This is a genomic window from Shewanella cyperi (genome assembly GCF_017354985.1).
Lineage (GTDB): Bacteria > Pseudomonadota > Gammaproteobacteria > Enterobacterales > Shewanellaceae > Shewanella > Shewanella cyperi.
In genome coordinates, this window is sequence record NZ_CP071501.1 from 871,571 (window position 1) to 894,662 (window position 23,092).

The window sequence follows — 23,092 nt, forward strand, 5'->3', positions numbered from 1 at the left end:
AGTATGTTCATATAGCCAACGTCCCGTTTGGCCATCAAATGCCAAAATGAACTCAGTTGGGAGCAAGAGCAAAAAAACACCGATTACTCCAATGACTATCAATATGAAGGTCACCATAACTAGAGCCTAATGCCGCCAGCAGAGGCTGAGTGAACCGGGGCCTGCGACCTTGGTGAGCTTTGCTGGCTGCCTATGTTAGATATCTTTGGCATTGAACTCTTTATAACACTTTGGCGCATAGCCCCAAACTCTAACAAAATCAGATGTGACCTCAAATTCAACTCCAATAGCCCTAAGACACTTTAGAATCTCATCTTTCAGGTTTATCTCTTCTTCATATCTGCCGCCATCTCGGATGATGAATACCGTTTTTTCAAACTTAATATCAAACCATTCAACACCGAGAAACGGAAATGGAAGGTGATAAAACCAATCATTTTCCCAGTGAGATATAAAACCGTTAATCCATTTAGAGCGATTACATACGATCCACTTATTTGTTCTAAATGCGGTTAAAAGTTCATTCCACTTAGTATTGTTACAGAGTCCCACCAAGTTCTTTGATTCTATTTCTTTTTTTAACTTCTCCAAATCTACATTTTCAGGACAAGACTCTGACATTGGCAGAATGTTCATAGATACCTCACATTTTATTATTGCGACCTTGCAAGGTTCGTTACCTTGCAGGCTATCCGACATCACAGGTTTTGTATAGCTTGATCAGTTGTCCTCAACTGGTTGATCAATAGGCGTTAATGGTAATGCTACCTCGGTTGCTGCCGTTTCTTGCCCAACGTCCTCGACTCTGGCTCCTGCTTCGTCCTAACTCCTGTATCCATGCAGTCGTCGGCGGCACCGAAGGGGGAAATGGTGCAACAGTCAAACTTCACAATGTCTCTTTGAGTTTCCTCGACTGTTCCGCCATGTCTGGAGTGGAACTCCCATTAGCCAGCACTGCCGCACCAGTGACCATTGGCGACAGGACGTCGCCGGTGAGCCTCCAGGGATGCTGATGTTTAAACCAAGAGTCGCCGTGCCACTGGAGTGGCAGTGCGAAAGCCCACCGCAGGTGATTTATGGCATCCGATGCCGGAAGTTGCAGTTGAAGCAAGAGATAGCCGCTGTGCCAGCGGCACAACGTCGTGGGCTTCCAACCCACACCCGGGCAAGGGGCTTTGCTCATCCACGAACAACTTCCTTGTTTAACAGCCAGCTCGCCATCCATGGCTCGCGCTCATGGCGCTCTAGCGAGCTTCGCCCTTACAACCCAAAGGATGCCCCCAGCCGGAGCCGAAAACCCCTCGGGTTTATGGGCGAAACGGCCAACGCGACAGACTCGCGTCCTGCTCGACTGTCGCTACCTCGGCGTCCGGCCTCGGTTGTTGCCGTTTCTTGCCCAACACCCTCGACTCTGGCTCCTGCTTCGTCCTAACTCCTGCATTCATGCAGTCGTCGGCGGCTCCGAAGGGGGGATCGGTGCAACAGTCAGACTTCGCAATATCTCTTTGAGTTTCCTTGCCGATTCCGCCATGACCGGCGTGGAACACCAATAGCCAGCACTGCCGCACAAGTGTCTGCTCAAAAAGGTGGCATCATTATCATGCAACTATGGGGGGTTACCGAGCAAACTCAATCATGTGCCTTGCCGCCACAAGGGGGCATAAAAAAAGCCAGGCATTTAGCCTGGCTTTTTAGGGTTAACAGCGACAGCTGTTATTCGTCTGAGTCGCCCAGAGACAGCAGAGTCGCGTTACCGCCGATAGCGGTAATGTTATTGGTGCGGGTCTTCTCGGTTACAAAACGGGTCAGGTAGTGTGGACCACCGGCCTTGGGACCTGTGCCTGACAGGCCCTGGCCGCCGAAGGGTTGCACGCCAACCACGGCACCGATCTGGTTGCGGTTGATGTAGACGTTACCCACGTTGACCTTGTCGGCCACTTCCAGGGCATGGCCCTCGTTGCGGCTGTGGATGCCCAGGGTCAGACCGAAGCCTGTGCTGTTGATATCGTCGATGACCTTCTGCAAGTCGGAGGCCTTGTAACGGATCACGTGCAGGATAGGACCGAAGTGTTCTTTCTCCAACACCTTGATGGAGTCGATTTCCACTGCAGTGGGCGCCACAAAGTGACCGTTCTCAGTGCCTTCCGGCAGGCGCAGCTGGTGAATTGGACGACCCACTTGCTTGATGTGGTCAATGTGGGCGTTCAGGTTGGCCTTGGCGGTGGCGTCGATAACAGGGCCCACGTCGGTCTTCACCGAGCCGGGGTTGCCGAGGCTCAGTTCGTCCATGGCGCCCTTGAGCACGTCGATAACGCGATCGGCAATGTCTTCCTGCAGGTACAGTACCCGCAGGGCGGAGCAACGTTGACCGGCGCTGGTGAAGGCGGAAGAAACCACGTCGTTCACCACTTGCTCTGGCTGGCTGGTGGAGTCCACCACCATGGCGTTCTGGCCACCGGTTTCGGCGATCAGCGGAATGATGGCGCCGTCACGACCGGCCAGGGTGCGGTTGATGACCTTGGCGGTCACGGTAGAACCTGTGAAGCACACACCACCAATGCGTTCATCGGCGGTCAGGGCTGCACCCACTGTGGCACCTGTGCCTGGCAGGTATTGCAGCACGTCCTTGGGAATGCCGGCCTGGTGAGCCAGTTGCACCGCGCGGTAACCGATAATACAGGTCTGCTCGGCAGGCTTGGCGATAACAGTGTTACCCGTTGCCAGGGCAGCGGCTACCTGACCGAGGAAGATGGCCAGCGGGAAGTTCCAGGGGCTGATACAGACGAACACGCCACGGCCCTGGAGGAAGAGTTCGTTCAGTTCACCTGTGGGGCCGGGCAGCAGCTCGGGCTTGGTCATCATCTTCTTGGCCTGCACCGCGTAGTAACGGCAGAAGTCCACGGCTTCGCGCACTTCGTCGATACCGTCCTGGATGCTCTTACCGGCTTCGCGGGTACACAGAGCAATCAGTTCTTCGCGGTTTTCTTCCAGCAGATCCGCCAGCTTTTGCAGGGCATTGGCGCGGGTCTCAACCGGGGTGCGGCACCAGGAGGCGAAGGCGTTGTCGGCAGCGGCCAGGGCCTGCTCGATGGCGGCGTCGTTGGCGAAAGCCACCTGACCCACTTTCTGGGTGGTGTCGAAGGGGCTGACCACGTCACGGACTTCACCGGCCAGGGTTTCACCCTTGACCAGGGGGCCTGCGGTCCACTGGGTGTCCTTGAATTTTTCCAACGCGGCGAAGAATGGCTCGGCTTCGGAGATGATGTTCATATTGAGTCCCTTGGAGTTTTTGCGCTCGGGGCCGAAGATATCGGCTGGCTTAACTATCTTGTTGTTTGCCAGGGTTTTGTAACCCAGCAGGGTCTTGATTGGATGGGTCACCAGCGACTCGATGGGGGTCTTGGGATCCACCAGCTTGTGTACGAACGAGGTGTTGGCACCGTTTTCCAGCAGACGACGTACCAGATAGGGCAGCAGGTCCTTGTGGGCACCTATGGGCGCGTAGATACGCACCGTGGGTACCGCGGCCTCGGCCAGCACTGTGTCATACAGTTCCTGACCCATGCCGTGCAGGCGCTGGAATTCATATTTGCGATCGCCTGCCATGGCGCTGATGGCGGCCACGGTTTGGGCGTTGTGGCTGGCAAACTGCGGATAGATGACACCGCGGGTGGCGTCAGACAGCAGGTAACGGGCACAGGCCAGGTAAGACACGTCGGTGGCGGCCTTGCGGGTAAACAGCGGATAGCCGGCTTCACCTGCCTGTTGGGCCCACTTGAGCTCGCTGTCCCAGTAAGCGCCTTTCACCAGACGCAAAGGAATTTCATCGCCCTGTTCCCTGGCGAGCTTGGTCAGCCACAGCAGCACCGGCAGGGCACGCTTGGAGTAGGCCTGGACCACTATGCCCAGCAGACCCCAGCCCTTGGCGGCATCGGAGTTATACAGACGTTGGAACAGCTTGAGGGACAGCTCCAGACGGTCCATTTCCTCGGCATCGATCTGGATACCCACGTTAACGCTGCGGGCCTGCTCAATCAGCTTGATCAGTGTGCTGTAAAGCTCGGTCATCACCCGGTCTTCGTTGGCCACTTCATAGCGGGGGTGCAGGGCCGACAGCTTGATGGAAATGGTGGGGCGCGGAGCTTCGGACTCGTCAAACTCACCCTTGCCGAGGGCGGCAATGGCGTTGGCGTAATCCTTGTAGTACTTGATGGCGTCCTTGGTGGTGAGCGCCGCTTCACCCAGCATGTCGTAGGAGTGGGTGTAACCGAGCTTGCGCTTGTCGACGGCGTTCTTCAGGCCTTCTTCAATGGTGCGGCCAAGCACGAATTGCTTGCCCATGATCTTCATGGCAGCCAGCATGGCTTGGCGGATAACGGGTTCACCCAGACGGTTAACCAGGCGGCTCAGCAGGTTGCTTGGGGTGCCGTCGAGGTTCTTGTCCAGTTTGATGATCTTGCCGGTCAGCATCAGGCCCCAGGTGGAGGCGTTTACCAGCACAGAGTCACTCTTGGACATGTGCTCATCCCACTTGGCACCGGACAGTTTGTCGGCGATAAGGGCATCGGCGGTTTCGGCATCGGGAATACGCAGCAGGGCTTCGGCCAAGCACATGAGGATGATGCCTTCCTGGGTTTCCAGGCTGTACTGCTGCAGAAAGGCGTCAATGCCGACCATCAGACCTTTCTTTTCATACTGGCGCACCTTGGCCACCAGGTCGTGGGCACGGCGGGTTACGCGTTCGATGTCATCATCGCTCGACGGCACCAGCTGGATCAGCTCCTTAAGATATTGTTCTTCATCAACAATATAGTTGTGGGTGATCGCACTGAACAATTCGTCGAGAGTGGCGTTGTCGTAGCGACCCGCCAGTACTTCACTCGCTTTGAACATAGTAGTCGTTTCCATCTAGGCCGAAAATAGGGCGGTTTGAAAGGGTCTTTTTCTGACCCTGGCCCACCCGCTTTTAATTTTGTATACAATTTCGCGCGTCGGGCGCGCAGATTATACCTGCAAAAGCACAAGTACAACACTCCGGCACCAAGGATAGTGAATTTTGTTTGATTTGGATTAATTTCAGCGTGCGTAACGCTGGATTGACAGGGTTCCCTTGTTTGATTGCAAGGGAACCCGGGGATAAAGCAGGGTTACATCCAGCGGTTCTTTTTACGGCGCTGTGGGCGGGGCAGGTACACCAAAATAATGCCTATCAGGGCACCGATGGCGGCGATCAGGCCACCTTCCTGCCACATGCGGTAGCGGGCGTTATCCTGCACATCATTGACCTTGGCCATGGCGCTGTCACGCTCCAGATTGGCCTTGGCGAGGGCATCCTCGGCTTGCTTTAACTGGGTCTGCAGATTTTCAATGCGACTGCCGGCATCGCTCTGATTCGCTTCCAGATTGGCGAGTTGTTCTTTCACGCTGGCCAGTTCGGTTTCCAGTTGCGGCATGCGCTCCCGCAGGCTGGGCTCATTGCTGAGCATGTCATTGGCGACCCAGCCTTCGCGGCCCTTATGGTCGATGACCTTGCTGTAGTCATCCTGGGTTTCACCCAGAAACTGCACCGGTTGGCCGGCTTCGATGGAACCCAGAATGCGGTACTGGGTACCGGGACCATTGTGAAGGTAGATGAAGACGTTGTCTGAGATGTAACGCTGTTGTCCTGCGGCGAGCAGGGCGGGGGACAGGAGCAGGGCTCCGGCCAGGAGAAGGAATCTCATCACTGCTGAATTCTCTAAGGCAAAAGATAGCCACATGCTAGGGATTCATGGCCGCCAATGCAAGAGGGAAGTCCTTGGACTTCCCTCTGTAATCAGCCTATTGGCGCGGTAAATCAGCTGAATGTGCCTTTGATCATGTAGAAGAAGATGATCGACAGGCCGGCACCGGCAGGCAGGGTTACTACCCAGGACACCACAATGTTGCGTACCACGCCAATGTTGATGGCGGCGATACCACGGGCCATACCCACACCGAGAACCGCACCCACCAGGGTTTGGGTGGTGGAGATAGGCAGACCGGTTCCGGAGGCTATCACCACGGTCGCAGCGGCAGCCAGTTCGGCGGCGAAGCCACGGCTTGGGGTCAGGTGAGTGATGTTCTTACCTATGGTCTGCATTACGCGACTGCCGAAGATGGCCAGACCGGCAACGATACCGAAACCACCCAGGGGCAGGATCCACCATACCAGTGGCGACTTGGAGGCAATTTCACCACCGCTGTTGACCACAGATACCACGGCAGCCAGGGGGCCGATGGCGTTGGCCACGTCGTTGGAACCGTGGGCAAAGGCCATACAACAGGCAGAAACCACCATCAGCACGGCAAACACTTTTTCCACGTTGGCAAACTGGGTATGGCGGTCTGTCTTCTCGGACATCTTCAGACGACCGATGAACAGCTTGCCGACAATGGCGATAACCACGCCGATGGCCAGGGCCAGACCGTAGGCTTCAACATCGCTGAAGTGCAGACCCACGTGCTTGAGGCCTTTCTTGATGGTCACCAGCGACAGCACGAAACCGGCCAGCATCATGTAGAAAGGTACGTAACGCTTGGCGTTTTCCAGCGGCTTGTCGGTGTTGAAGATCAACTTCTGGGCACTTTGGAAGATCAGGAAGGCGATGAAACCGGAAATGGCCGGGGTAACAACCCAGGAACCCACTATGCCAACCACCTTACCCCAGGCAACGGAATCTGCGCTCACGCCCACGGCGGCAAAACCAATGATGGCACCGACGATGGAGTGAGTGGTGGATACGGGCCAGCCCAAAGCTGAAGCCACTACCAACCAGATACCGGCGGCCAACAGTGAGCCTATCATGCCGTACACCAGCAGTTCAGGCGTATCGGTGAAATAGCTGGCATCTATGATGCCATCACGGATAGTGCTGGTCACTTCCCCACCGGCCAGATAGGCGCCGGCAAATTCAAATATCATCGCAATGATGATGGCTTGTTTAATGGTAATGGCGTTGGAACCAACGGAAGTCCCCATGGCGTTAGCCACGTCGTTGGCGCCGATACCCCAGGCCATAAAAAAACCAAATGCGGCCGCGATGGCAATCAGCCACGGGCCATAGGTGACAAATACATCAACCATGTTATTACCTTGATAACCTTAGACAGTTAGACGCGAGCCAGCATCAGCTCAAGGCGGGAACCTACACGCTCGGCAAGATCTGCCAGGTCTCCAACCCACTCTATTATCTTGTAGAGGAACATCACGTCGACGGGATTCAGTTCCGATTCTACGGCGTACAAGCCGCGACGGACCTGGATCTGCAGATCATCAGTGTCTTCTTCGAGCACATCGAGTTCACTGATCATTTTGGCCACCAAGTCCACTTCGCGACCGCGGAAACCCGTTTCCAGCAGTTCGTCGAGTTCGTTGATGGCTTCTTTTGCCAGGCTGACAGCATCGAGACAACGCTGCAGGTAGGCAGAGAAGGGCGCCTGAATGGCAGGCGGGATCACCAATTGACGACCGATAACACGGCCGGAAATGTCCTTGGCTTTATTGGCAATCTTGTCTTGCTGAGTCAGCAGTTCCAGCAGGTCGGTACGTTCGACCGGCATGAACAGGCCACCGGGCAGGGTCAGACGGATTTCACGCTTGAGGGCATCCGCTTCTTTTTCGGTTTTGCTGATCTGCTTGCGAAGCTCGGTTGCGGTATCCCAGTCACCGGAGACAGTCGCATTAAAGAAGGGAACAAGTATGGACGCACACTCATTCACTTTGTCGATATGGTCTTGCAGAGGCTTGATTGGCGATTTTGCAAACACGCCCAAAATAGAGTTTACTGGCATAGCCGTTTACCTATTTAGGTTATTCCACCGTTGGAAATTGCGGGCGCATGGTAACTCAAGCGTCCGCGTATTGAAACTGTGTTTTCACATATTTGAAGACAGTTCTTATACATTCGGGTTATAACCCAACCCGAGTCCCAAATTCTAGATGAGTTTTGTGACAGCAATATGACATTATGAATTTATAGTGACATATACATGAATTATTGATGACAAAGTGAGCATTTCTCCCCCATGGATGCCGAGATAGAACTTAAGCTGTTTTTTCCACCGGAACACAAATCCGCACTCACCTCCCTAATTAACGATCTCAATGGCGCACAAAGCAAGGGCGCCAAGCAGTTATTCAACGGCTATTTTGATACCCCGGATCTGCAGCTGCGGCGTTGGGACATGGGCCTGCGGGTCCGCGGTATAGATGATTTCCGGGAACAGACCATAAAAACCGCGGGCAAGGTTGCCGGTGGCATTCACTCACGCCCGGAATACAATGTCACCATCAGGGGTGATGTGCCGGATCTTGGGCTGTTTCCCGCCGAAATCTGGCCTGAAGGTGCGGATCTGACTGAGGTGCAGGCCCAGCTCGGTTGTGTGTTCAATACCGATTTCAACCGCCACAGTTGGCACGTACGCCTTGATGACAGCCTGGTCGAAATTGCACTGGATCAGGGTGTTATCCGAGCCGCAGGTCGAGAAGAACCCCTGTGTGAGATCGAATTTGAACTGCTGGAAGGCAGCCCCAAGGCACTGCTGACCCTGGCGCAGCAATTGGCGAACAAGGTGCCGCTGCGGCTGGGCAAGGCCAGCAAGGCCCAACGCGGCTATCAGTTGGCAGGCAAGGGCAAGGCGCAGACACTGGATGCCCTGGCTGTGATGCCGCTCGCGCGGGATCTGGAACTCGGCCAGTGCTTTACGCTGCTGCTGGAAACCGCACTGGAGCGCTGGCAACTGTTGGAGGCCATGATACTTGCCTCCGTGGACCAGCCCCGGGATTGTGCCGATCTTTGGCAGCGTTTGCTGGCCTGTATCACCTTGCTCGAATCCACTTTGAGCCAGTTCGGCATGCTGGAGCCCAACATGGCCGAGGGTTTTGCCGAGGTGAGGGCACAACTGGATTTTGTCGACGACGCCCAGGCGCTGGCACAATTGGCCGGTAATCAGCAGCAGATCTTCGGTCGTCGCAGCGATGCAACCGAGCTGTCCCAGCGGGCGCTGCAGGCTTTGGCGGAGCTTAACTTTGCCAGCAGGCTGGAAAAGTTGTGGCAACTTCCGGCCTACGGCCAACTGCAGTTGCAGCTGGTGTCCATGATGCTGGAAGGCTTGAAGGGCGGAAACGGCACCCTGGCGGACTTTGCCTGTGGGCAGTTGGAGGCGGCGTGGGAAGCGATCCACCAGGCTATGCCGCTGGGTAAGCCCTTGAGTCTGGATGAATATCGCCAGGCGGGCCGGGCCCTGGACGCGGCGCTGCTGGTGGGGCTGGCCTATGGCAATCTGTTTCCCATGGACAGCCGCCGTGTTTTCCGGGCACCGTGGGAAGATCTGCGCCAGGGGATCCTGGTGTTGCTGGCCTATGGCTTGATGGGGCAGATGTGTGGAGACAATGGCGAGTTGCAGCAATGGCTGGACGATAAGACCCAGAGCCTGGCGTTTGCCATGGAACAGTCACGCCAGGCGGCGCTGAAACAACAACCCTATTGGCGCTGAGACCGGGCCGCATGCAGCGCCCGTGCTATTGCTGCGGGGCGCTGCGCTATTTATGTCGGTCGCTGCGCTATTTATTTCGGTCGCTGCGCTCGGATAGGGCCTGTTTTAGTTCGGTCACCTCCTTGAGCAAGGCGGCCTGATTGGCTTCCATCCGTGCCAACACGGCATCGAGATCCTGGCGCAGGCTGTCGCTCTTGGCCTCCAACATTTCTTCTTCGTCGGGCATCACGAACAGCGATGCCATGTAACCGGAAATCACCCCGAAGAAACTCACGCCGCAGATGATCACCAAAGCGCCCACGAAATGGCCGGCACTGGTGACCGGATAGTGATCGCCGTAGCCCACAGTGGATATGGTCACCATGGCCCACCAGATGGCCTGCTCGGCGGTATGGATATTGGCCCCTTCGGCACCGGCTTCCACCAACAGAATCGCCACCGAAGACAAGGTCAGTATGGTCACCATGGCCACCAACAGGCTGGCGACCGTGGCCTGGCGGCGCTGGCGCACCAGTTGTTTGAACAGAGAGCGGCTCATGCGCAGCAGGCGGATCACCCGCAGGATCTGGAACAGCCTGGCAAATCTCAGGGTTTCAATGGCGGGGATACTGGCCACCAGATCTATCCAGTGGTGGCGCAGAAAAAACACTTTATCGCGGGCGCGCAGCAGCTGGACGCCGAAGTGGCTGAGAAAAATCACGCAGATGCTGGTGTCTATGTAGAACAGCAGCCGCTCGGTTTCGTCGTCGAGTTTGACAAAGGTCAGGGTCAGCACCACCACCACAGACAGCAAGGATAACAGCATCATCGCCAGCTCTATGGGGCTGGGCGCCAGGAGTTTCAGATTGCTGTGGTGTTTTGTCTGTGCCGTCATTTGTGTGCCATCGTCAGTCCTTGGCCTCTTCCTGGTCGACGAAGTGCACCAGGTCATCCAGCACCCGCCGTTTGATTTCCAGTTGGGCATCGCTGGCCAGGCCATAGCGCTCCGCCAGCTGGACATAATCCTCTTCGCTCAGGGAGACTGTGAGCCTGGGGCGTTTGGGACGCTTGGCCACAGACAAGCCCAGTATGGTGCGAATTTGATCCGACGGGCTCACCCCGGCATCCAAAGCCGCTTTGCGAATGGAATACTGGAACTTTTCATCCAAATCAAAGGCCACCTGGGTGGCTTTGGCGGCCTTTTGGTTTTGCAGCCAGGTATCCGGCAAAGGGTGTTTGGTTTTGCTCATGGCATTAACTTCCTGGCCAGTATTCTCGTATGTCGCTCAGTGGGCGGTACAGGCTGACACAAACCTCGGTATCACCGCCTTCATAAACTTCCACTTCCAGAGCCCGCTCACCGCTGTCATCCTCCAGCCCATAAGCTTCGAAGGCGTCACCACAGGCACCATTGGCATCCTGGGGTGGTTTCAGGCCGCGATAGTCCTGACGGTGGAAGTAGCCAAACTCGGCGAAACTGACTTCATGGTATTGTTTTCCAACCCATTGCTCAAGACGCTCGGGGACGGCGAGGGTCTGCAACTCGGCCTTTTGCTCTTCCTCGAAAATCTCACCGAAGGCATCCAGGCCAAACAGGCTGTCGACCTCTGGGCGGGTGATGGTGATGGAAAACACCAATGAGCATTCATCGTCTTCGTCCAGTCCAAGGAATACGGTATCACCGCTGTAGCCCTTGAGTACCCACTCGGGATGCTGGCTGCGGCTGTATTCATAGGTGTTGACCGCTTCTACCCTGAACTGCTGGCCCCTAAGTTGGGTCGGCAGGCCGAAGTCGGTGTCCAGAGTGATCATGTCGCCCACCTGCAATTGGCGCGGGTGGTTGAGTTGGCGTTTTGGTGGCTCGGCTTTGGTGCCGAACAGGCCTTTGAGGAATCCCATGGTTACTCCTGATGCTGGATCAACAAAGACACCCGGCCAGGGCCGGGTGTCCATTGCAAGGGGGCTTAACCCTTGCGGGCCTTGATGCGCTCAAGGACAGAGTTGGCGTCGTTCTTGGACTCGCCAATGCCGGCTTCGGCCAGTTTGGCGGCCAGTGACTTGTCACTGTTTTCCGCTTCCAGCGTCTCGGCGGCCTTCAGACGGTCGTCGAATTGCTGCTGGCGGGCCTTGATCCGCTCCAGTGAGTCCTTGGCATTAAGCAGCTTGGAGTTGCTGGAGGCGAAGGAGTCAGTGATGGAAGCCGTGGCCTTCTGCACGCTTTCCGTGGTCTTGACCATGGACAGCTGACGCTGATAGTCCGCCAGTTGGCGTTCGGTCTTCTTCACCAGATCCTTGAGCTTGACCGCGTGGGCGCTGTAGCTCTCGTTGGCGCTTTGTTGATCGGCCAGTTCTTGCTCCAGCTGGGCAATCTTCTCGGCCACTTCCAGGGCCAGGGTTTCGTTACCCTTGTCCAGTGCCTGGGTAGCATAGCCTTCGTGTTCGGCGACGGCGCGCTTCAGGCGGTCGATTTCACGGCTGGCCTGCATTTCCTTGGCCATTACGTCGGTCAGATCGCGCTTGGCCTTGGTCAGGTGACGCTCGGCATCACGGATTTCCTGTTCGAAGATACGGGTGGAATTGGCATCGACAATGCTTTGGCCAATTTCGGTAGCGCCGCCACGAAAGGCGGTGAGGATTTTGTTCAGTATGCCCATAATCTGGCTCCTTATTTCAGGTAATCGACCATTTCATCAATGATTTCGAGGCAGTTATCGGACAGGACTGCCAGTTCCTGCTCAATCTCTTCCATGCTGGACTTGAGTGACAGGGCCCCGTAGGCCACGTACTTGTCGTCAATCTTGGCGAAGGCCGACAGTGGCATGGGGATGTTCAACTCCAACATGGTTTCAAACATTTCGGCGCGGCGTTCCTGCCTGACTTCATCTTCGCCCCAGAGGTAGCTGATGCAGAGGATTTGGTTGTCAGTTACCGACACAAACACAGGTATTTCTTCACGGCCAACAACGTTGACCTGCAGTACTTCCACATCTCCATCGATGGGATAACAATCAAATTGGAAACCCGTCTGGCTGTTATCTCCCAGTCCATTGAGGTGATTGGCAATCGCGTGGATATTCATATTTGTCCTCTCTGACATATTATGTCTGTGTTCCAAGATAGCATTGCGACATAATATGTCAAGCACTATCCCGACGGTTTTTACTGCTGATTAATAAAGCTTAATAAAGAGCTTCCCCTTCGCTCTCGGCCCAGGCCTTGAGGTGGTACTGATACAGGGTGAAGGAGCCTATGCTGTTGGCCTTAATCGCGTCACTGTCGCGGTAGAAATCCGCCGGAAAGGCGAAAGCGCCCCGCAGCAGCTCCGGGGTCATCCAACCGTCGGTCACCGGCAGCGTGGTTAGCGTATCAATCCTCTGTTTGCCATCGGCGCCGTTCAGGGTCCCCAGGGTCCAACCCCATTCGCCGAAACTCGGCACATTGTGGTGATATTGATTCACCTTGAATCCTGCCTCGGCCAGGGTCTTGCCTATGCTGATAAAGGCCGCCCTGGCGTGATAGGGCGAGGTGGACTGGATGCTGATGGCGCCATCACGGCTCAGCAATTCCGCCAACTTGCGGTAAAACAGATCCGAATACAGCTTGTTCAGATCCGGATGGCTGGGGTCCGGCAGGTCCACTATGATGGCATCGAAACTGGCCCCCTTGGCTATCAGCTCATCGACACCGTTGAAGGCATCGTTGAATACCAGGTTCAGGCGCGGATCCCTGAGTGCGTCCTGATTGAGTGCCAACAGTGCCTTGGCAAGCCTTGGCGGCATGTCCTCGGGCGGTTCCCGAAACAGCTGCACCAGCTGTTCGTCCAAATCCAGCAGGGTCACGGACCGGGGTTGCCAGCGCAATACATCCCGGGCCGCCAGGCCATCGCCACCGCCGACTATCAATATCCTGTCGTGGCGGGCGCTGGCCAGCAGTGGCGCCTGGGTCAGGAAGCTATGGTAAATCTTCTCATCGGCGGAGGAGAATTGCAGCCGCCCGTTAATGTACAGGCAGTACACGGGGGCCAGTCCCTTGCCGCGCAGACGTTCGGTGAAGGTCAGCTGCTGAAAGCGGGTAGCCTGGCTGTAGATGACCTTGTCCTTGTAAAGCAGATTATTGAAGTCCTGCTCCCAATCCGGCCCCTTGATGGCCAGCAGTCCCAGCAGCAAGGATGCCAGCAGGTGGGCCAGCAGCAGATAATTGGCGCCGCGGATCTTGCCGTGGAAGCGGGTGATAAACACCAGGCCCGCCAACAGGTTAAAGGCGGCGGTCAGGCTTGCCGACAGCTGCACATCCAGGGTCAGCATACAGCCGACCCAGAGGGCGGCGCCGACACCTGCGCCTATGTAGTCGGCCCCGTAAATAGTGCCGGCGTTATGGATTAGGTGGGCCTCGGACAGGGACTGGCGCACCCGGGCTATCAGTGGAATTTCCATGCCCACCATCAGTCCCAAAAGGACGCCGAACACGTAGGGCAGGTATTGGGTCAGTTGTTGCAGCTGGCCGAACATGCCACCGGCGGGCAGCCTGTCGGGCGGCAATTCCAGGGTTTCCGCCAGCAGCATGGGCAGTTGCTGGCTTATGCCGATGGCAGCGGCGGTAAAGATTATTGCGCCGGCACCGGCAAGGGCCACCAAGAGTTCCAATATGGCAAAGCCGGTGAAGGCACAGCGGATCTTGCGGGCGGCAAAGGCACCCAGGCCCATGGAAACTATCATCAGGCCTATCATGGTGTAGACCGCGGCTTCCAGGGCTCCGAGAATGCGCCCGGCATAGTGGGACAAGAGGTACTCGTAGATAAGTCCGCAGCCCGCCAGTACCGCCATTATGCCCAGCAGCAGGCCGTCATCCAGCCTGCTCAGGCGGCTTTTGGGCTGAACTGGTTCCATCAGGCCCTGTTCGCTCACGCCCTGTTCCATCAGGCCATAAGCCCGGTAAGGATCAGCGCCACTGCGATACTGATGGCCAGCTCCACGGCGGCTATGCCTGTGTTGTGTTGCCGCTCCACCTCATCGGCGAGATTAATCCGCGCCAATACCAGTTTCTTCACCAGCCACAGCAACAGGGTCAGTGCCAGCAGCATGATGACGGAAAACAACAGCCAGCCCAGCAGGTTACCCAGATAAGCCGTAGGTTCGAACACAATGAAGTGACTGGCGGCATTGAAGGTCAGTGCCAGCGCCAGCATGTGGCCGCTGTGGCGTATGGCCAGCGCCGTGTGACCGCTGCACAGGGCCTGCTGCATGGAGGCGCCCTGATTGCGGCCGGCATAGCCGCGTTCCAGCAGCCGGGTCAGCAACACCAGCATCAGCTGGGATACGGCGAAGGCCGAGGCGATGGCAATAAAGGTGTTGAGGGTCAGATCCTCGGCCCACAGCAGCACGGCGCGGATGATGATGGCCGTTGCCAGGGCGGCGCTGGCATCCACCAGGGCCACGGACACGTTGCCCTTGAGTACGTGCTCGTTCTTGTTCAGTTCGTTGAGGGCAATCTTGTCATGCAGCCAGCGGCCACACTTGATAAGCACCAGGCCAAACAGGCCATAGGCGGCCATGCCCATGGCCTCGGTCAGGTAATCGTGGGCGGCAGCGCCTGTGATGGCGCCGGTGAGCACTATACCCAGGGCCAATACGGCCCCGGCCGTGCTGATCCCGAAGGCGACGTTATCCCTGACCGCCAGCTCGTCGCTGCTGTTGACCTTGATGCTCCAGCCCTGCAAATAACGCATGGCGGTCAGCAGCGCCACGGCAATGGACAGATCGATAAGCAGAATGATCGCCAGTTCCTGGGTGATGCCGTAATCAGTAAAGAGTGTCATGTTGGATCCTTTTGCTGTTATTTGCCGCGGCGCACGCTGCGGGTGGTACGGGAGCGCGAATCGCGAAAACTGCTGTCCTTGCCATAGTTGGAACGGAACTTGGGTTTTTCGGCACTGGGGCGGCTGCTGGGCGCCTGGCTGCTTTGGCGCGACAGGCCGCTGGCGCCGCTGCGGGTCTTGGCATAGGGGCTGTCAAAACGCTTGCCCTGGGAATCAAAGCGTTTCTTTTCCTGCTGGAATACCCTGTCCTGCTGCAACACGTCCCGGGGCGAGCTGTAACGGTAGCGGCCCACATCGTGGTAATAGCTGTAGTTGCGACCACGGGACCAGTTGTCGTAATAAACGGGACGGTTGAACAGGTTGGAGAACATGGAGTACATGCCGTACCAGGCCCAGAAGGAGGTACCATTGCTGTTGGTTTGCCATTGACCATAGGCTGGATTGCCCACCAGCTGGCTGCCGGGGCCCAGATCGTCAGCGCCGTTGGCGAGAGATTCTGACTCGCGGCTGATTGCATTGACCCTGGCCAGTTGACCGTCGGACATGTCCGCCAGCACATTGACCGGATCCGACAGCAGATCGTTGTACAGGGCGGGATCGGCGGCCTGATACAGGTTTTCCAGCTCCTGCAGCCGGGTTTCCTCATCAATGAAGTTGGCCGGATCTTTGGCTTCCTCCAAACGACGCTTGAGGCTGCCATAAAGGGCACCGTCGGTACCTGCATCCAGCGCCAGCTGCTTGACCAGGGGCGCCAGCGCGGGCTTTTGCGACTCCAACAAGCCGGCATAGTGCTCCAGCAGCATGGCGTTGCGTATGCTGCCTTGCTGAAGCTGCTCGCCGAGACTGGCGATTCTCGACTCGCTGAGCTGGCTGTACTTGTTGATTTGCGCCGCCACCTGCTCCTGGCGGTTGTCACCACAACCGGCCAGTAAAAGCAGTAACGCGGCCACCAGGGCTCGGGTAAGCATACCTGCCATTTTCTCTCCCAATGCACCGCTGCGGCCGGGATCACGAATTATCTTCTTTGCCGATATGCCGCAAGCGGATGTTTATAGTAACCTTATTCCCAGTCGTTCCAATCCAGGGGACGGTAGCCGGGGATGGTGCACCCGGAAGGGCGCAGCCCTATCTATAGCATTAATGACATAATATGTCGACAGTCAACTTTGCCAGGGAATATGTATGCTTAAGCCTTTATCGCCCCCGCCAACCGCCATCAGGGATGCCGCCGTAATACCCATGGAGCGTCTGCAGGAGATCTGGGGCGAAGGCCTGGCGGCCCTGAGTGCCGAGCAGCGGCTGGAGCTGGAAACCGTACTCGGGCTCAGCGATTTTATTGCCCGGGAACTGTGCCGCCATCCCGAGTGGATCCCCGAGTATTTTGCCGGTCAGCTGGAAAAAGTAGAACGCAGTGAGTTCGACAAAAAACTGCACCAGGATTTGACCAATGTCCGCAGTGAAGACGAAGCCAAGGCTGTGCTGCGCCAGTTCCGCAATCGGCACATGGTGCGCCTGGCCTGGCGTGATTTTCTCGGTTACAGCGAACTGGAAGAATCCCTGCTGGACATTTCGGCCCTGGCGGAGGCGCTGATCGTCGCCGCCCGGGATTGGCTGTACCAGGACATGTGTCAGAGCCTGGGCACGCCGGTGGACGGCAATGGCCGGCCCCAGACGCTGATGATCCTCGGTATGGGCAAGCTTGGTGGCCGGGAGCTGAATTTCTCCTCCGACATCGACCTTATCTTCACCTTCCCCGAACACGGCGAAACCCAGGGAGGCCGTCGCAGCCTCGACAACCAACAGTTTTTTATCCGCATGGGCCAGCGCCTGGTGAACCTGCTAAACCAGGTGACAGTGGATGGCTTCGTGTTCCGGGTGGATATGCGCCTGCGCCCCTACGGCGAAAGCGGTCCCCTGGTGGTCAGCTTCAGCGCCCTGGAAGATTACTACCAGGAGCAGGGCCGCGACTGGGAACGTTATGCCATGGTCAAGGCCCGGGCCCTCGGCCCCTGGAGCAGCGACAGCGACGAGCTGCACAGCCTGCTGCGCCCCTTTGTGTACCGTCGTTATATCGACTTTTCCGCCATCGAATCCCTGCGGCGCATGAAACAGCTTATCGCCCAGGAGGTGCGCCGCCGTCAGCTCAAGGACAATATCAAGCTCGGCGCCGGCGGCATCCGTGAGGTGGAGTTCGTGGTGCAATCCTTCCAGCTTATTCGCGGTGGCCGGGAGCCGGCGCTGCGCACCCAGAGTCTGTTCGGTGCCATAGACACCCTCTACAGCCTGGGTCAGTTGGAATACCTGGCGGTGGATGAACTCAAACACAGCTATCTGCTGCTCAGACGGGTGGAAAACCTGCTGCAGGCCATAGATGACAAGCAAACCCAGACCCTGCCTGATAACCCGCTGGACTGGCAACGACTGTGCTATGCCATGGAGCTGGCCAACGAAATCGATTTGCGTACCCATCTGGAAGCAGCCATGGGCAAGATCCATCGCCATTTCCGCGCCACAGTCGGCGGCGAGGAGGGGGACGATAACCAGGAGCACTGGACCCACCAATTCTGGAACGTGCAGCAGGACGATCACGCCGAGGCCCTGCTCAGGGATCAGCAAATCGATGACCCGGATTTCTGGCCCCTGCTCAGCGCCTGGCGCGACACAGTGAGTCGCCGCTCCATCGGTCCCCGCGGCCGCGAGACCCTCGACAAGCTGATGCCGCGGCTGCTGGCGGAGCTGGTGGCCATGCCCCAGCCCTCCAAGGCGTTCAAGCCGGTGTTCGGCGTGGTGGAGCAGGTGCTGACCCGCACTACCTACCTGGAGTTGCTGTGCGAAAATCCCGGCGCCCGGGCCCAGCTGGTGAGCCTGTGCTGCGCCAGTCCCTGGATTGCCACCCAGCTGGCTCGTTTCCCCATGCTGCTGGACGAGCTTATCGACCCGGCCCAGCTGTACGACACCACCTCCCTGGATGACTATGGCAGCGAGTTGCGCCAGTACCTGCTGCGGGTACCCGAAGAGGACATGGAACAGCAAATGGAGGCGCTGCGGCAATTCAAGCTGTCGCAGCAGCTGAAAATCGCCAGCGCCGATGTCACCGGGGTGTTGCCTATCATGCAGGTCAGCGATCACCTGACCTTCCTTGCCGAGGCCATCATCGAGCAGGTGGTACACCAGGCCTGGCAACAGGTGTCGGCCCGCCACGGGATCCCGGAACACCTGACACCGGGGCAGATGGGCTTTGCCGTGGTCGGTTACGGCAAGCTTGGCGGTATTGAGCTGGGGTATGGTTCGGATCTCGACCTGGTGTTCCTGCACAACTACCAGGGCAGCGGCATGACCAATGGCGATAAGCCGATTGAGATAAGTCACTTCTATTTGAAGCTGGCCCAGCGCATTCTGCACCTGTTCTCCACCCGCACCACCTCAGGCGAGCTGTACGAGGTGGACATGCGCCTGCGGCCCTCCGGCGCCTCCGGCCTGCTGGTAAGCGAGATTGAACGCTTCGGCGAATACCAGCGCGACGAGGCCTGGACATGGGAGCATCAGGCCCTGGTGCGCTCACGCTTTGTGTTCGGCGACAACCCGCTGGCGGTGCGCTTCAGCGCCATCCGCGCCGAGGTGCTGGCCAAAGAGCGTGACGCCGACAAACTCAAGGCCGAGGTGCGTGATATGCGCACCAAGATGCGTGAGCACCTGCTGAAGGTGGACAGCGGCATGTTTGACCTCAAGCAGAGCGCCGGCGGCATTGCCGACATAGAATTTATTGCCCAGTATCTGGTGCTGGCCAACAGTCACAACTGGCCGGAAATGGCGGTGTGGAGCGACAATGTGCGCATCTTTCAGACCGCGGCCGAACTGGAGCTGCTGGAGCTGCCGGTGGCCCAGCACCTGACCCAGGCCTATTGCACCTTAAGGGATGAAAACCACAGGTTGACCCTGGCCGGTCAGGCAGGGCAACTGCCGCTGGATCAGGTGGAGGACCATGTGGAGCGGGTCTGTACCATTTACGAGGCCGTGCTCGGCGCAGGGGCGAATTAGTAGGCGCTTCCTGACATCAGCAGGTCGCAATGGCGCTGAATTTCCCGGGCCAGGAACTGCAGTTCGGGCCCGGCGACGGGGGCCTGATGCAAGGCCAGCTCCATGGGTAAGGCCGGGGGCAGGGCTTGCACCTCGCTATGTTGCCCGGGTCTGAGCAGGCGGGCCGGCAGCAGGCTGACACCCAGGCCCGCCGCCACGGCACACAGCACCCCTTCGAGGGAGTTGCTGCTGTAGGTCAGTTGCCAGGGGATGCCGGCCTCATCCAACAGCTGGCCCATTTCATTGCGATACAGCCCCCCCGGTGGAAAAGACACCAGGGGCAAGGGCTGCCCGCTGTCAAACTGCCAGCCCTTGGCTGCCATCCAGCACAGGGGTTCGGGCCAGCTGGCCCGGGCGCTGTGCTCAGCCTGGCGCTGCTTTATCAACACCAGATCCAATTCTCCTTCCCTGAATCCCTGGTACAGGGGCTTACTGAGCCCTGAGCTGAGCTCCAGGCGCAGATCCGGATACTGTGCTCGAACTGCCTGCAGAACCGGCATCAGGGTATCACCGGCAAAGTCTTCGGCAACCCCGAGCCGCAGCAGGCGTTGACGCTGCATAGTGCTGCCGGCCTCCAACATCAGCGCCAGTATGTTTCTGGCATAACTCAGAAGACGCTCGCCCTCCGGCGTCGGCACTGCATAGCGGCCCTTGCGGTCGAGCAGCTCATAGCCCAATTGCTGCTCAAGCCGTTTAAGCTGCTGACTGACGGTGGACTGGGTCAGGTGGGTGGCCGCCGCAGCGCGGGTGAAACTGCCGCTGTCGGCCACGGCCACAAAGGCGCGCAGCAATACGGGATCCAAAAGTCCCTGGTTCGCGGGAGAGGCCGGGTCTGTCATAGAGTTCAGTCTGTTTTCGGTTTAAGTCGTAGTGGAAAATCCACTGATGATTATTTCTTTATTTAATTTCTAAATCAATTTGTCCGCCCCTAGACTGGGTTGATTACAACAATATTCCCAAAAGGACCCAAGCCCATGCCCCTGCTCAAGCTCTCTTCTCCTCATCCCGGAAAGCACCCAAGCCTTGTTTCCGCACTCTGCCTGGCCTTGGCCTTGGCTGCACCACTTCAGGCCGAGACCCTGAAACTGACCCATTTCCAGCTGGTGGACGTGGAGCAGGGACGGCTGCTGCAGGACAGGCAAATGCTGATTGAAGATGGCCGCATAGTGCGTATCGCCCCGGCAACCGAGGTGCTGGTGGCGGACAGCAGTCGGGATCTGGGGGGCCGGTATCTGATGCCGTCGCTGTGGGATATGCATGTGCACTTTGAGGGCCGGGAGTTGGTGGAGGACAATGCACTGTTGCTGCCCCTGTACCTTGCTTACGGCATCACGGCGGTGCGGGAAGCGGCCAGCGATCTCGCCCCCGAGGTCATGGTGTGGCGTAAGCAAATCGCCAATGGTGAGCGTGTGGGGCCGCGTATTTTCTCCGCCGGGCAAAAATTTGAGGGCATAGATTCCCTTTGGAATGGCGATCTGGAAGTGGGCGATGAGGCGGCCATGGCGCGGGGTATGGACAAGCTCACCGCCATGGGGGTGGATTTTATCAAGATCACCGAAAACACATTGCAACCGGAACTCTATCTGAAAACCGTGGCCGAGGCGCGTCGCCGTGGCTACCGGGTATCAAGCCACATTCCTTATGGCGTCTCTGTGGCTGAGGCCGCGAATGCCGGGCTGTCGAGCATAGAGCATCTGTCCTATGTGCTGCGCCTTGGGCATCAGGATGAGCCGGAGATAGCGGCATCGGTGCGCTCCGGCACCCTGGAAGTCAAGGAGGCTGCGGCCCGTTATGGCCTGGGATTCGATCAGACCCTGGCCGACAAGGGCTACCGCATGCTTGCCGCCCAAGGTGTGGCCGTGACCCCAACCCTGATAGGCGGTTATCAGCTGGCCAACCTCGACGCTACCGACCACAGTGCCGACGGCTTTTTGCGTTACCTGACCTCGGCCTTCACCGACAAATACAGTTGGCGCATTGAGCGCATGGGCGAGCAAACGCCGGCCCAATGGCAAGCCCGAAAGCAGAAGTATCAGGATGAAGCGGCGCAGCTATCCAGGTTGGACGCGGCCGGGGTCATGTTGCTGGCGGGCAGTGATTCGGCAGCGCTCAATACCTATGTGTACCCGGCTGAGGGGCTGCACAGCGAGCTGCAACTGTGGCAGCAGGCGGGATTGAGCCCGGCGAGAATTTTGCGTGCCGCCACCCTCGACGGCGCCAGATTTATGGGACTGGAAAAGGATTATGGCAGCATAGCCGAGGGCAAGCGGGCGGATCTCTTGCTGCTGCGTGCCAACCCCTTGGCGGACATCAGCGCCACCATGCAGATAGAGGCGTTAATCCAGGGTGGCGAATTCCATGAAAGGGCGCAGCTGGACACCTGGCTTGGCAATGCAGCCGCTGCGGTGCAGATCCTCAATACCGGCCGCCGCGGGATTTAACCCGGCCAGTCGGCGCGCAGCATCTGCTGCAGCCGGCTGTGGGTGCGGCGAAATTCAAAACTCAGGGCGCCCTGACAATACAGCTCGGTCAATGGCACCAGGGTGTGCAGGTACAGCTGTTTACCCTGGTCATAAAATTCGTCCACCAGGGCGATAAAGCGCCGGGCGGCATCGTCCTCCGGCGCATAGCTGAGGATGCGCTCGCCTGTGGCCGTGGCCTCAACCCCATCTTCGGTACCGCGGGCGCGGATCCAGCCCCTGGGCTCGCCGCCGAGGCGCGGCACATCGCTGAGCACCAGCAAGTCAAACTGCTCTGCCAGCGCCATGTAATCGAGCTGGGACCTGGGCCCTTCACAGAGGGCGTTAAAGTTGAACCAGGCTCGTCCGGCTCCGGCGCGAACCGCGGCTATGGGCCGTCCCAGCACCTGCACCTCAAGTGCATTCTTCCCCTTTTCACTGAGCAAGGCATCATTGAACAAGGCATCGAAATTGGGTTCACCCCCCAGTTGCCAGCGCGGCAGCGGGCCGTGGGGAATATCCGTTGCCATAGTTTTTAGCCTGTGATCCCGCTTGCCATCGAGGTGAATCGACTCCAGTTGCTGCTCCAGCAGGGCAATGGCGGGCAGGAAGCGCTCCCGCTGCAGCCCGTTCTCATACAGCCTGGGGATGGGGGTATTGGAGGTCGCCACCAGCAGCACTCCCTGCTCGAACAGGGCCTCGCACAGGCGCCCGAGTATGATGGCATCCCCTATGTCGGAGACAAAAAACTCATCAAAGCAGAGCACCTTACAGTCTTTGGCCAACTCCCGCGCAAGGTGCTTAAGGGGATCCCTGACGCCGCTGAGCAGGTTCAGTTCCCTGTGGATCCGGGCCATAAAACGGTGAAAGTGCAGCCTGAGGCTGGGCATGTTACCGAGGGAGGCGTGAAACAGGTCCATCAGCAGGGTCTTGCCGCGGCCCACATCGCCCCAGAGATAGAGACCGCGGCCGCGCTCGCCCACATTGAGCCCTTCGAATCGCTGTTGCAGTGCCGCCAGCGCCGCCTGCTGGGCGGGATCAAAGTCCAGCGCCAGCTGTTGGCACAACTGGTGATAGCGCCCGTAGGGCGAGTTGGCATCTAAGGGAGAGTTGGCATCAAAGGCGTGGCTGCTGTCCGGCATCTGCTTGGCAATAAGATAAACAAGGCCGTCAGTATACCAGCCCGGCGGCAGTCCTTGGAGTCTTGCGGCGGATCTCCTATGCTGGTGGCCATTTCAGTCCCGCA

The 23,092-nt window shown here is 58.0% G+C and carries 18 protein-coding genes; 3 read left to right on the plus strand and 15 right to left on the minus strand.

The annotated features are described in order from the left end of the window. Nucleotides 1-195: 195 nt before the first annotated feature. The 5 genes from JYB84_RS03620 to JYB84_RS03640 all read right to left on the minus strand — a co-directional run bounded on the left by JYB84_RS03620 (nt 196) and on the right by JYB84_RS03640 (nt 7,812). Nucleotides 196-636: a DUF6678 family protein gene (locus JYB84_RS03620; RefSeq protein WP_207322092.1), complete on the minus strand. Its 441-nt coding sequence runs from the start codon at nt 634-636 to the stop codon at nt 196-198. Between the two features lie 1,077 nt (nt 637-1,713). Continuing rightward, nucleotides 1,714-4,893: a bifunctional proline dehydrogenase/L-glutamate gamma-semialdehyde dehydrogenase PutA gene (gene putA / locus JYB84_RS03625; RefSeq protein ID WP_228290874.1), complete on the minus strand. Its 3,180-nt coding sequence runs from the start codon at nt 4,891-4,893 to the stop codon at nt 1,714-1,716. Between the two features lie 254 nt (nt 4,894-5,147). After that, nucleotides 5,148-5,726: a TIGR04211 family SH3 domain-containing protein gene (locus tag JYB84_RS03630; RefSeq protein ID WP_407696011.1), complete on the minus strand. Its 579-nt coding sequence runs from the start codon at nt 5,724-5,726 to the stop codon at nt 5,148-5,150. Nucleotides 5,727-5,836: 110 nt separating this feature from the next. After that, complete coding sequence (locus JYB84_RS03635) at nt 5,837-7,105, minus strand: inorganic phosphate transporter (protein ID WP_207322095.1); 1,269 nt, start codon at nt 7,103-7,105, stop codon at nt 5,837-5,839. Between the two features lie 26 nt (nt 7,106-7,131). After that, on the minus strand, nt 7,132-7,812 hold the full coding sequence (locus JYB84_RS03640) for a TIGR00153 family protein (RefSeq protein ID WP_207322096.1): 681 nt from the start codon (nt 7,810-7,812) through the stop codon (nt 7,132-7,134). Nucleotides 7,813-8,046: 234 nt separating this feature from the next. Between JYB84_RS03640 and JYB84_RS03645 the strand changes: the two genes are divergently transcribed. After that, nucleotides 8,047-9,516, plus strand: a complete 1,470-nt coding sequence (locus JYB84_RS03645) for a CYTH domain-containing protein (protein ID WP_207322097.1) — start codon at nt 8,047-8,049, stop codon at nt 9,514-9,516. 67 nt (nt 9,517-9,583) lie between these two features. On the opposite strand, the gene JYB84_RS03650 is transcribed toward JYB84_RS03645, so the two are convergent. The 8 genes from JYB84_RS03650 to JYB84_RS03685 all read right to left on the minus strand — a co-directional run bounded on the left by JYB84_RS03650 (nt 9,584) and on the right by JYB84_RS03685 (nt 16,287). Then, a complete protein-coding gene (locus tag JYB84_RS03650) occupies nt 9,584-10,390 on the minus strand; it encodes a potassium channel family protein (RefSeq protein ID WP_207322098.1) in 807 nt (268 codons plus the stop codon). 13 nt (nt 10,391-10,403) lie between these two features. Next, on the minus strand, nt 10,404-10,745 hold the full coding sequence (locus JYB84_RS03655; protein ID WP_207322099.1) for a hypothetical protein: 342 nt from the start codon (nt 10,743-10,745) through the stop codon (nt 10,404-10,406). A 4-nt stretch (nt 10,746-10,749) separates the two neighbouring features. Continuing rightward, nucleotides 10,750-11,394 (minus strand): hypothetical protein, encoded by a 645-nt coding sequence (locus JYB84_RS03660; protein ID WP_207322100.1) that lies wholly within the window; start codon nt 11,392-11,394, stop codon nt 10,750-10,752. 65 nt (nt 11,395-11,459) lie between these two features. Continuing rightward, the gene (locus tag JYB84_RS03665; protein WP_207322101.1) at nt 11,460-12,149 is read right to left on the minus strand and encodes a PspA/IM30 family protein; all 690 of its coding nucleotides are present in this window, start codon (nt 12,147-12,149) and stop codon (nt 11,460-11,462) included. An 11-nt stretch (nt 12,150-12,160) separates the two neighbouring features. Beyond that, nucleotides 12,161-12,574, minus strand: coding sequence for a YjfI family protein (locus JYB84_RS03670; protein WP_207322102.1), 414 nt, complete (start codon nt 12,572-12,574; stop codon nt 12,161-12,163). A gap of 100 nt (nt 12,575-12,674) precedes the next feature. After that, entirely contained in the window at nt 12,675-14,399 is a 1,725-nt protein-coding gene (locus JYB84_RS03675) for a polyamine aminopropyltransferase (RefSeq protein WP_407696012.1), read from the minus strand. An 11-nt stretch (nt 14,400-14,410) separates the two neighbouring features. Further along, complete coding sequence (locus JYB84_RS03680) at nt 14,411-15,310, minus strand: DUF350 domain-containing protein (protein WP_207322103.1); 900 nt, start codon at nt 15,308-15,310, stop codon at nt 14,411-14,413. 17 nt (nt 15,311-15,327) lie between these two features. Beyond that, the gene (locus JYB84_RS03685; RefSeq protein ID WP_207322104.1) at nt 15,328-16,287 is read right to left on the minus strand and encodes a hypothetical protein; all 960 of its coding nucleotides are present in this window, start codon (nt 16,285-16,287) and stop codon (nt 15,328-15,330) included. Between the two features lie 262 nt (nt 16,288-16,549). On the opposite strand from JYB84_RS03685, the gene glnE reads away from it, so the two are divergent. Then, nucleotides 16,550-19,348: a bifunctional [glutamate--ammonia ligase]-adenylyl-L-tyrosine phosphorylase/[glutamate--ammonia-ligase] adenylyltransferase gene (gene glnE, locus JYB84_RS03690; protein WP_228290949.1), complete on the plus strand. Its 2,799-nt coding sequence runs from the start codon at nt 16,550-16,552 to the stop codon at nt 19,346-19,348. On the opposite strand, the gene JYB84_RS03695 is transcribed toward glnE, so the two are convergent. Next, on the minus strand, nt 19,345-20,226 hold the full coding sequence (locus tag JYB84_RS03695; RefSeq protein WP_207322106.1) for a LysR substrate-binding domain-containing protein: 882 nt from the start codon (nt 20,224-20,226) through the stop codon (nt 19,345-19,347). The genes glnE and JYB84_RS03695 overlap by 4 nt on opposite strands. Nucleotides 20,227-20,361: 135 nt before the next feature. Here JYB84_RS03695 and JYB84_RS03700 point away from each other — a divergent pair, with 135 nt between their 5' ends. Next, a complete protein-coding gene (locus JYB84_RS03700; protein WP_207322107.1) occupies nt 20,362-21,828 on the plus strand; it encodes an amidohydrolase family protein in 1,467 nt (488 codons plus the stop codon). Here JYB84_RS03700 and zapE read toward each other — a convergent pair. Next, the gene (gene zapE, locus JYB84_RS03705) at nt 21,825-22,988 is read right to left on the minus strand and encodes a cell division protein ZapE (protein ID WP_207322108.1); all 1,164 of its coding nucleotides are present in this window, start codon (nt 22,986-22,988) and stop codon (nt 21,825-21,827) included. The genes JYB84_RS03700 and zapE overlap by 4 nt on opposite strands. Between the last annotated feature and the right edge of the window lie 104 nt (nt 22,989-23,092).

Coding starts and splice junctions, on each gene's coding strand:
- JYB84_RS03620 (WP_207322092.1), bottom strand. CDS start 636: ATGAACATTCTGCCAATGTCAGAGTCTTGTCCTGAAAATGTAGATTTG.
- putA (WP_228290874.1), bottom strand. CDS start 4,893: ATGTTCAAAGCGAGTGAAGTACTGGCGGGTCGCTACGACAACGCCACT.
- JYB84_RS03635 (WP_207322095.1), bottom strand. CDS start 7,105: ATGGTTGATGTATTTGTCACCTATGGCCCGTGGCTGATTGCCATCGCG.
- JYB84_RS03640 (WP_207322096.1), bottom strand. CDS start 7,812: ATGCCAGTAAACTCTATTTTGGGCGTGTTTGCAAAATCGCCAATCAAG.
- JYB84_RS03645 (WP_207322097.1), top strand. CDS start 8,047: ATGGATGCCGAGATAGAACTTAAGCTGTTTTTTCCACCGGAACACAAA.
- JYB84_RS03650 (WP_207322098.1), bottom strand. CDS start 10,390: ATGACGGCACAGACAAAACACCACAGCAATCTGAAACTCCTGGCGCCC.
- JYB84_RS03655 (WP_207322099.1), bottom strand. CDS start 10,745: ATGAGCAAAACCAAACACCCTTTGCCGGATACCTGGCTGCAAAACCAA.
- JYB84_RS03660 (WP_207322100.1), bottom strand. CDS start 11,394: ATGGGATTCCTCAAAGGCCTGTTCGGCACCAAAGCCGAGCCACCAAAA.
- JYB84_RS03665 (WP_207322101.1), bottom strand. CDS start 12,149: ATGGGCATACTGAACAAAATCCTCACCGCCTTTCGTGGCGGCGCTACC.
- JYB84_RS03670 (WP_207322102.1), bottom strand. CDS start 12,574: ATGAATATCCACGCGATTGCCAATCACCTCAATGGACTGGGAGATAAC.
- JYB84_RS03680 (WP_207322103.1), bottom strand. CDS start 15,310: ATGACACTCTTTACTGATTACGGCATCACCCAGGAACTGGCGATCATT.
- JYB84_RS03685 (WP_207322104.1), bottom strand. CDS start 16,287: ATGGCAGGTATGCTTACCCGAGCCCTGGTGGCCGCGTTACTGCTTTTA.
- glnE (WP_228290949.1), top strand. CDS start 16,550: ATGGAGCGTCTGCAGGAGATCTGGGGCGAAGGCCTGGCGGCCCTGAGT.
- JYB84_RS03695 (WP_207322106.1), bottom strand. CDS start 20,226: ATGACAGACCCGGCCTCTCCCGCGAACCAGGGACTTTTGGATCCCGTA.
- JYB84_RS03700 (WP_207322107.1), top strand. CDS start 20,362: ATGCCCCTGCTCAAGCTCTCTTCTCCTCATCCCGGAAAGCACCCAAGC.
- zapE (WP_207322108.1), bottom strand. CDS start 22,988: ATGCCGGACAGCAGCCACGCCTTTGATGCCAACTCTCCCTTAGATGCC.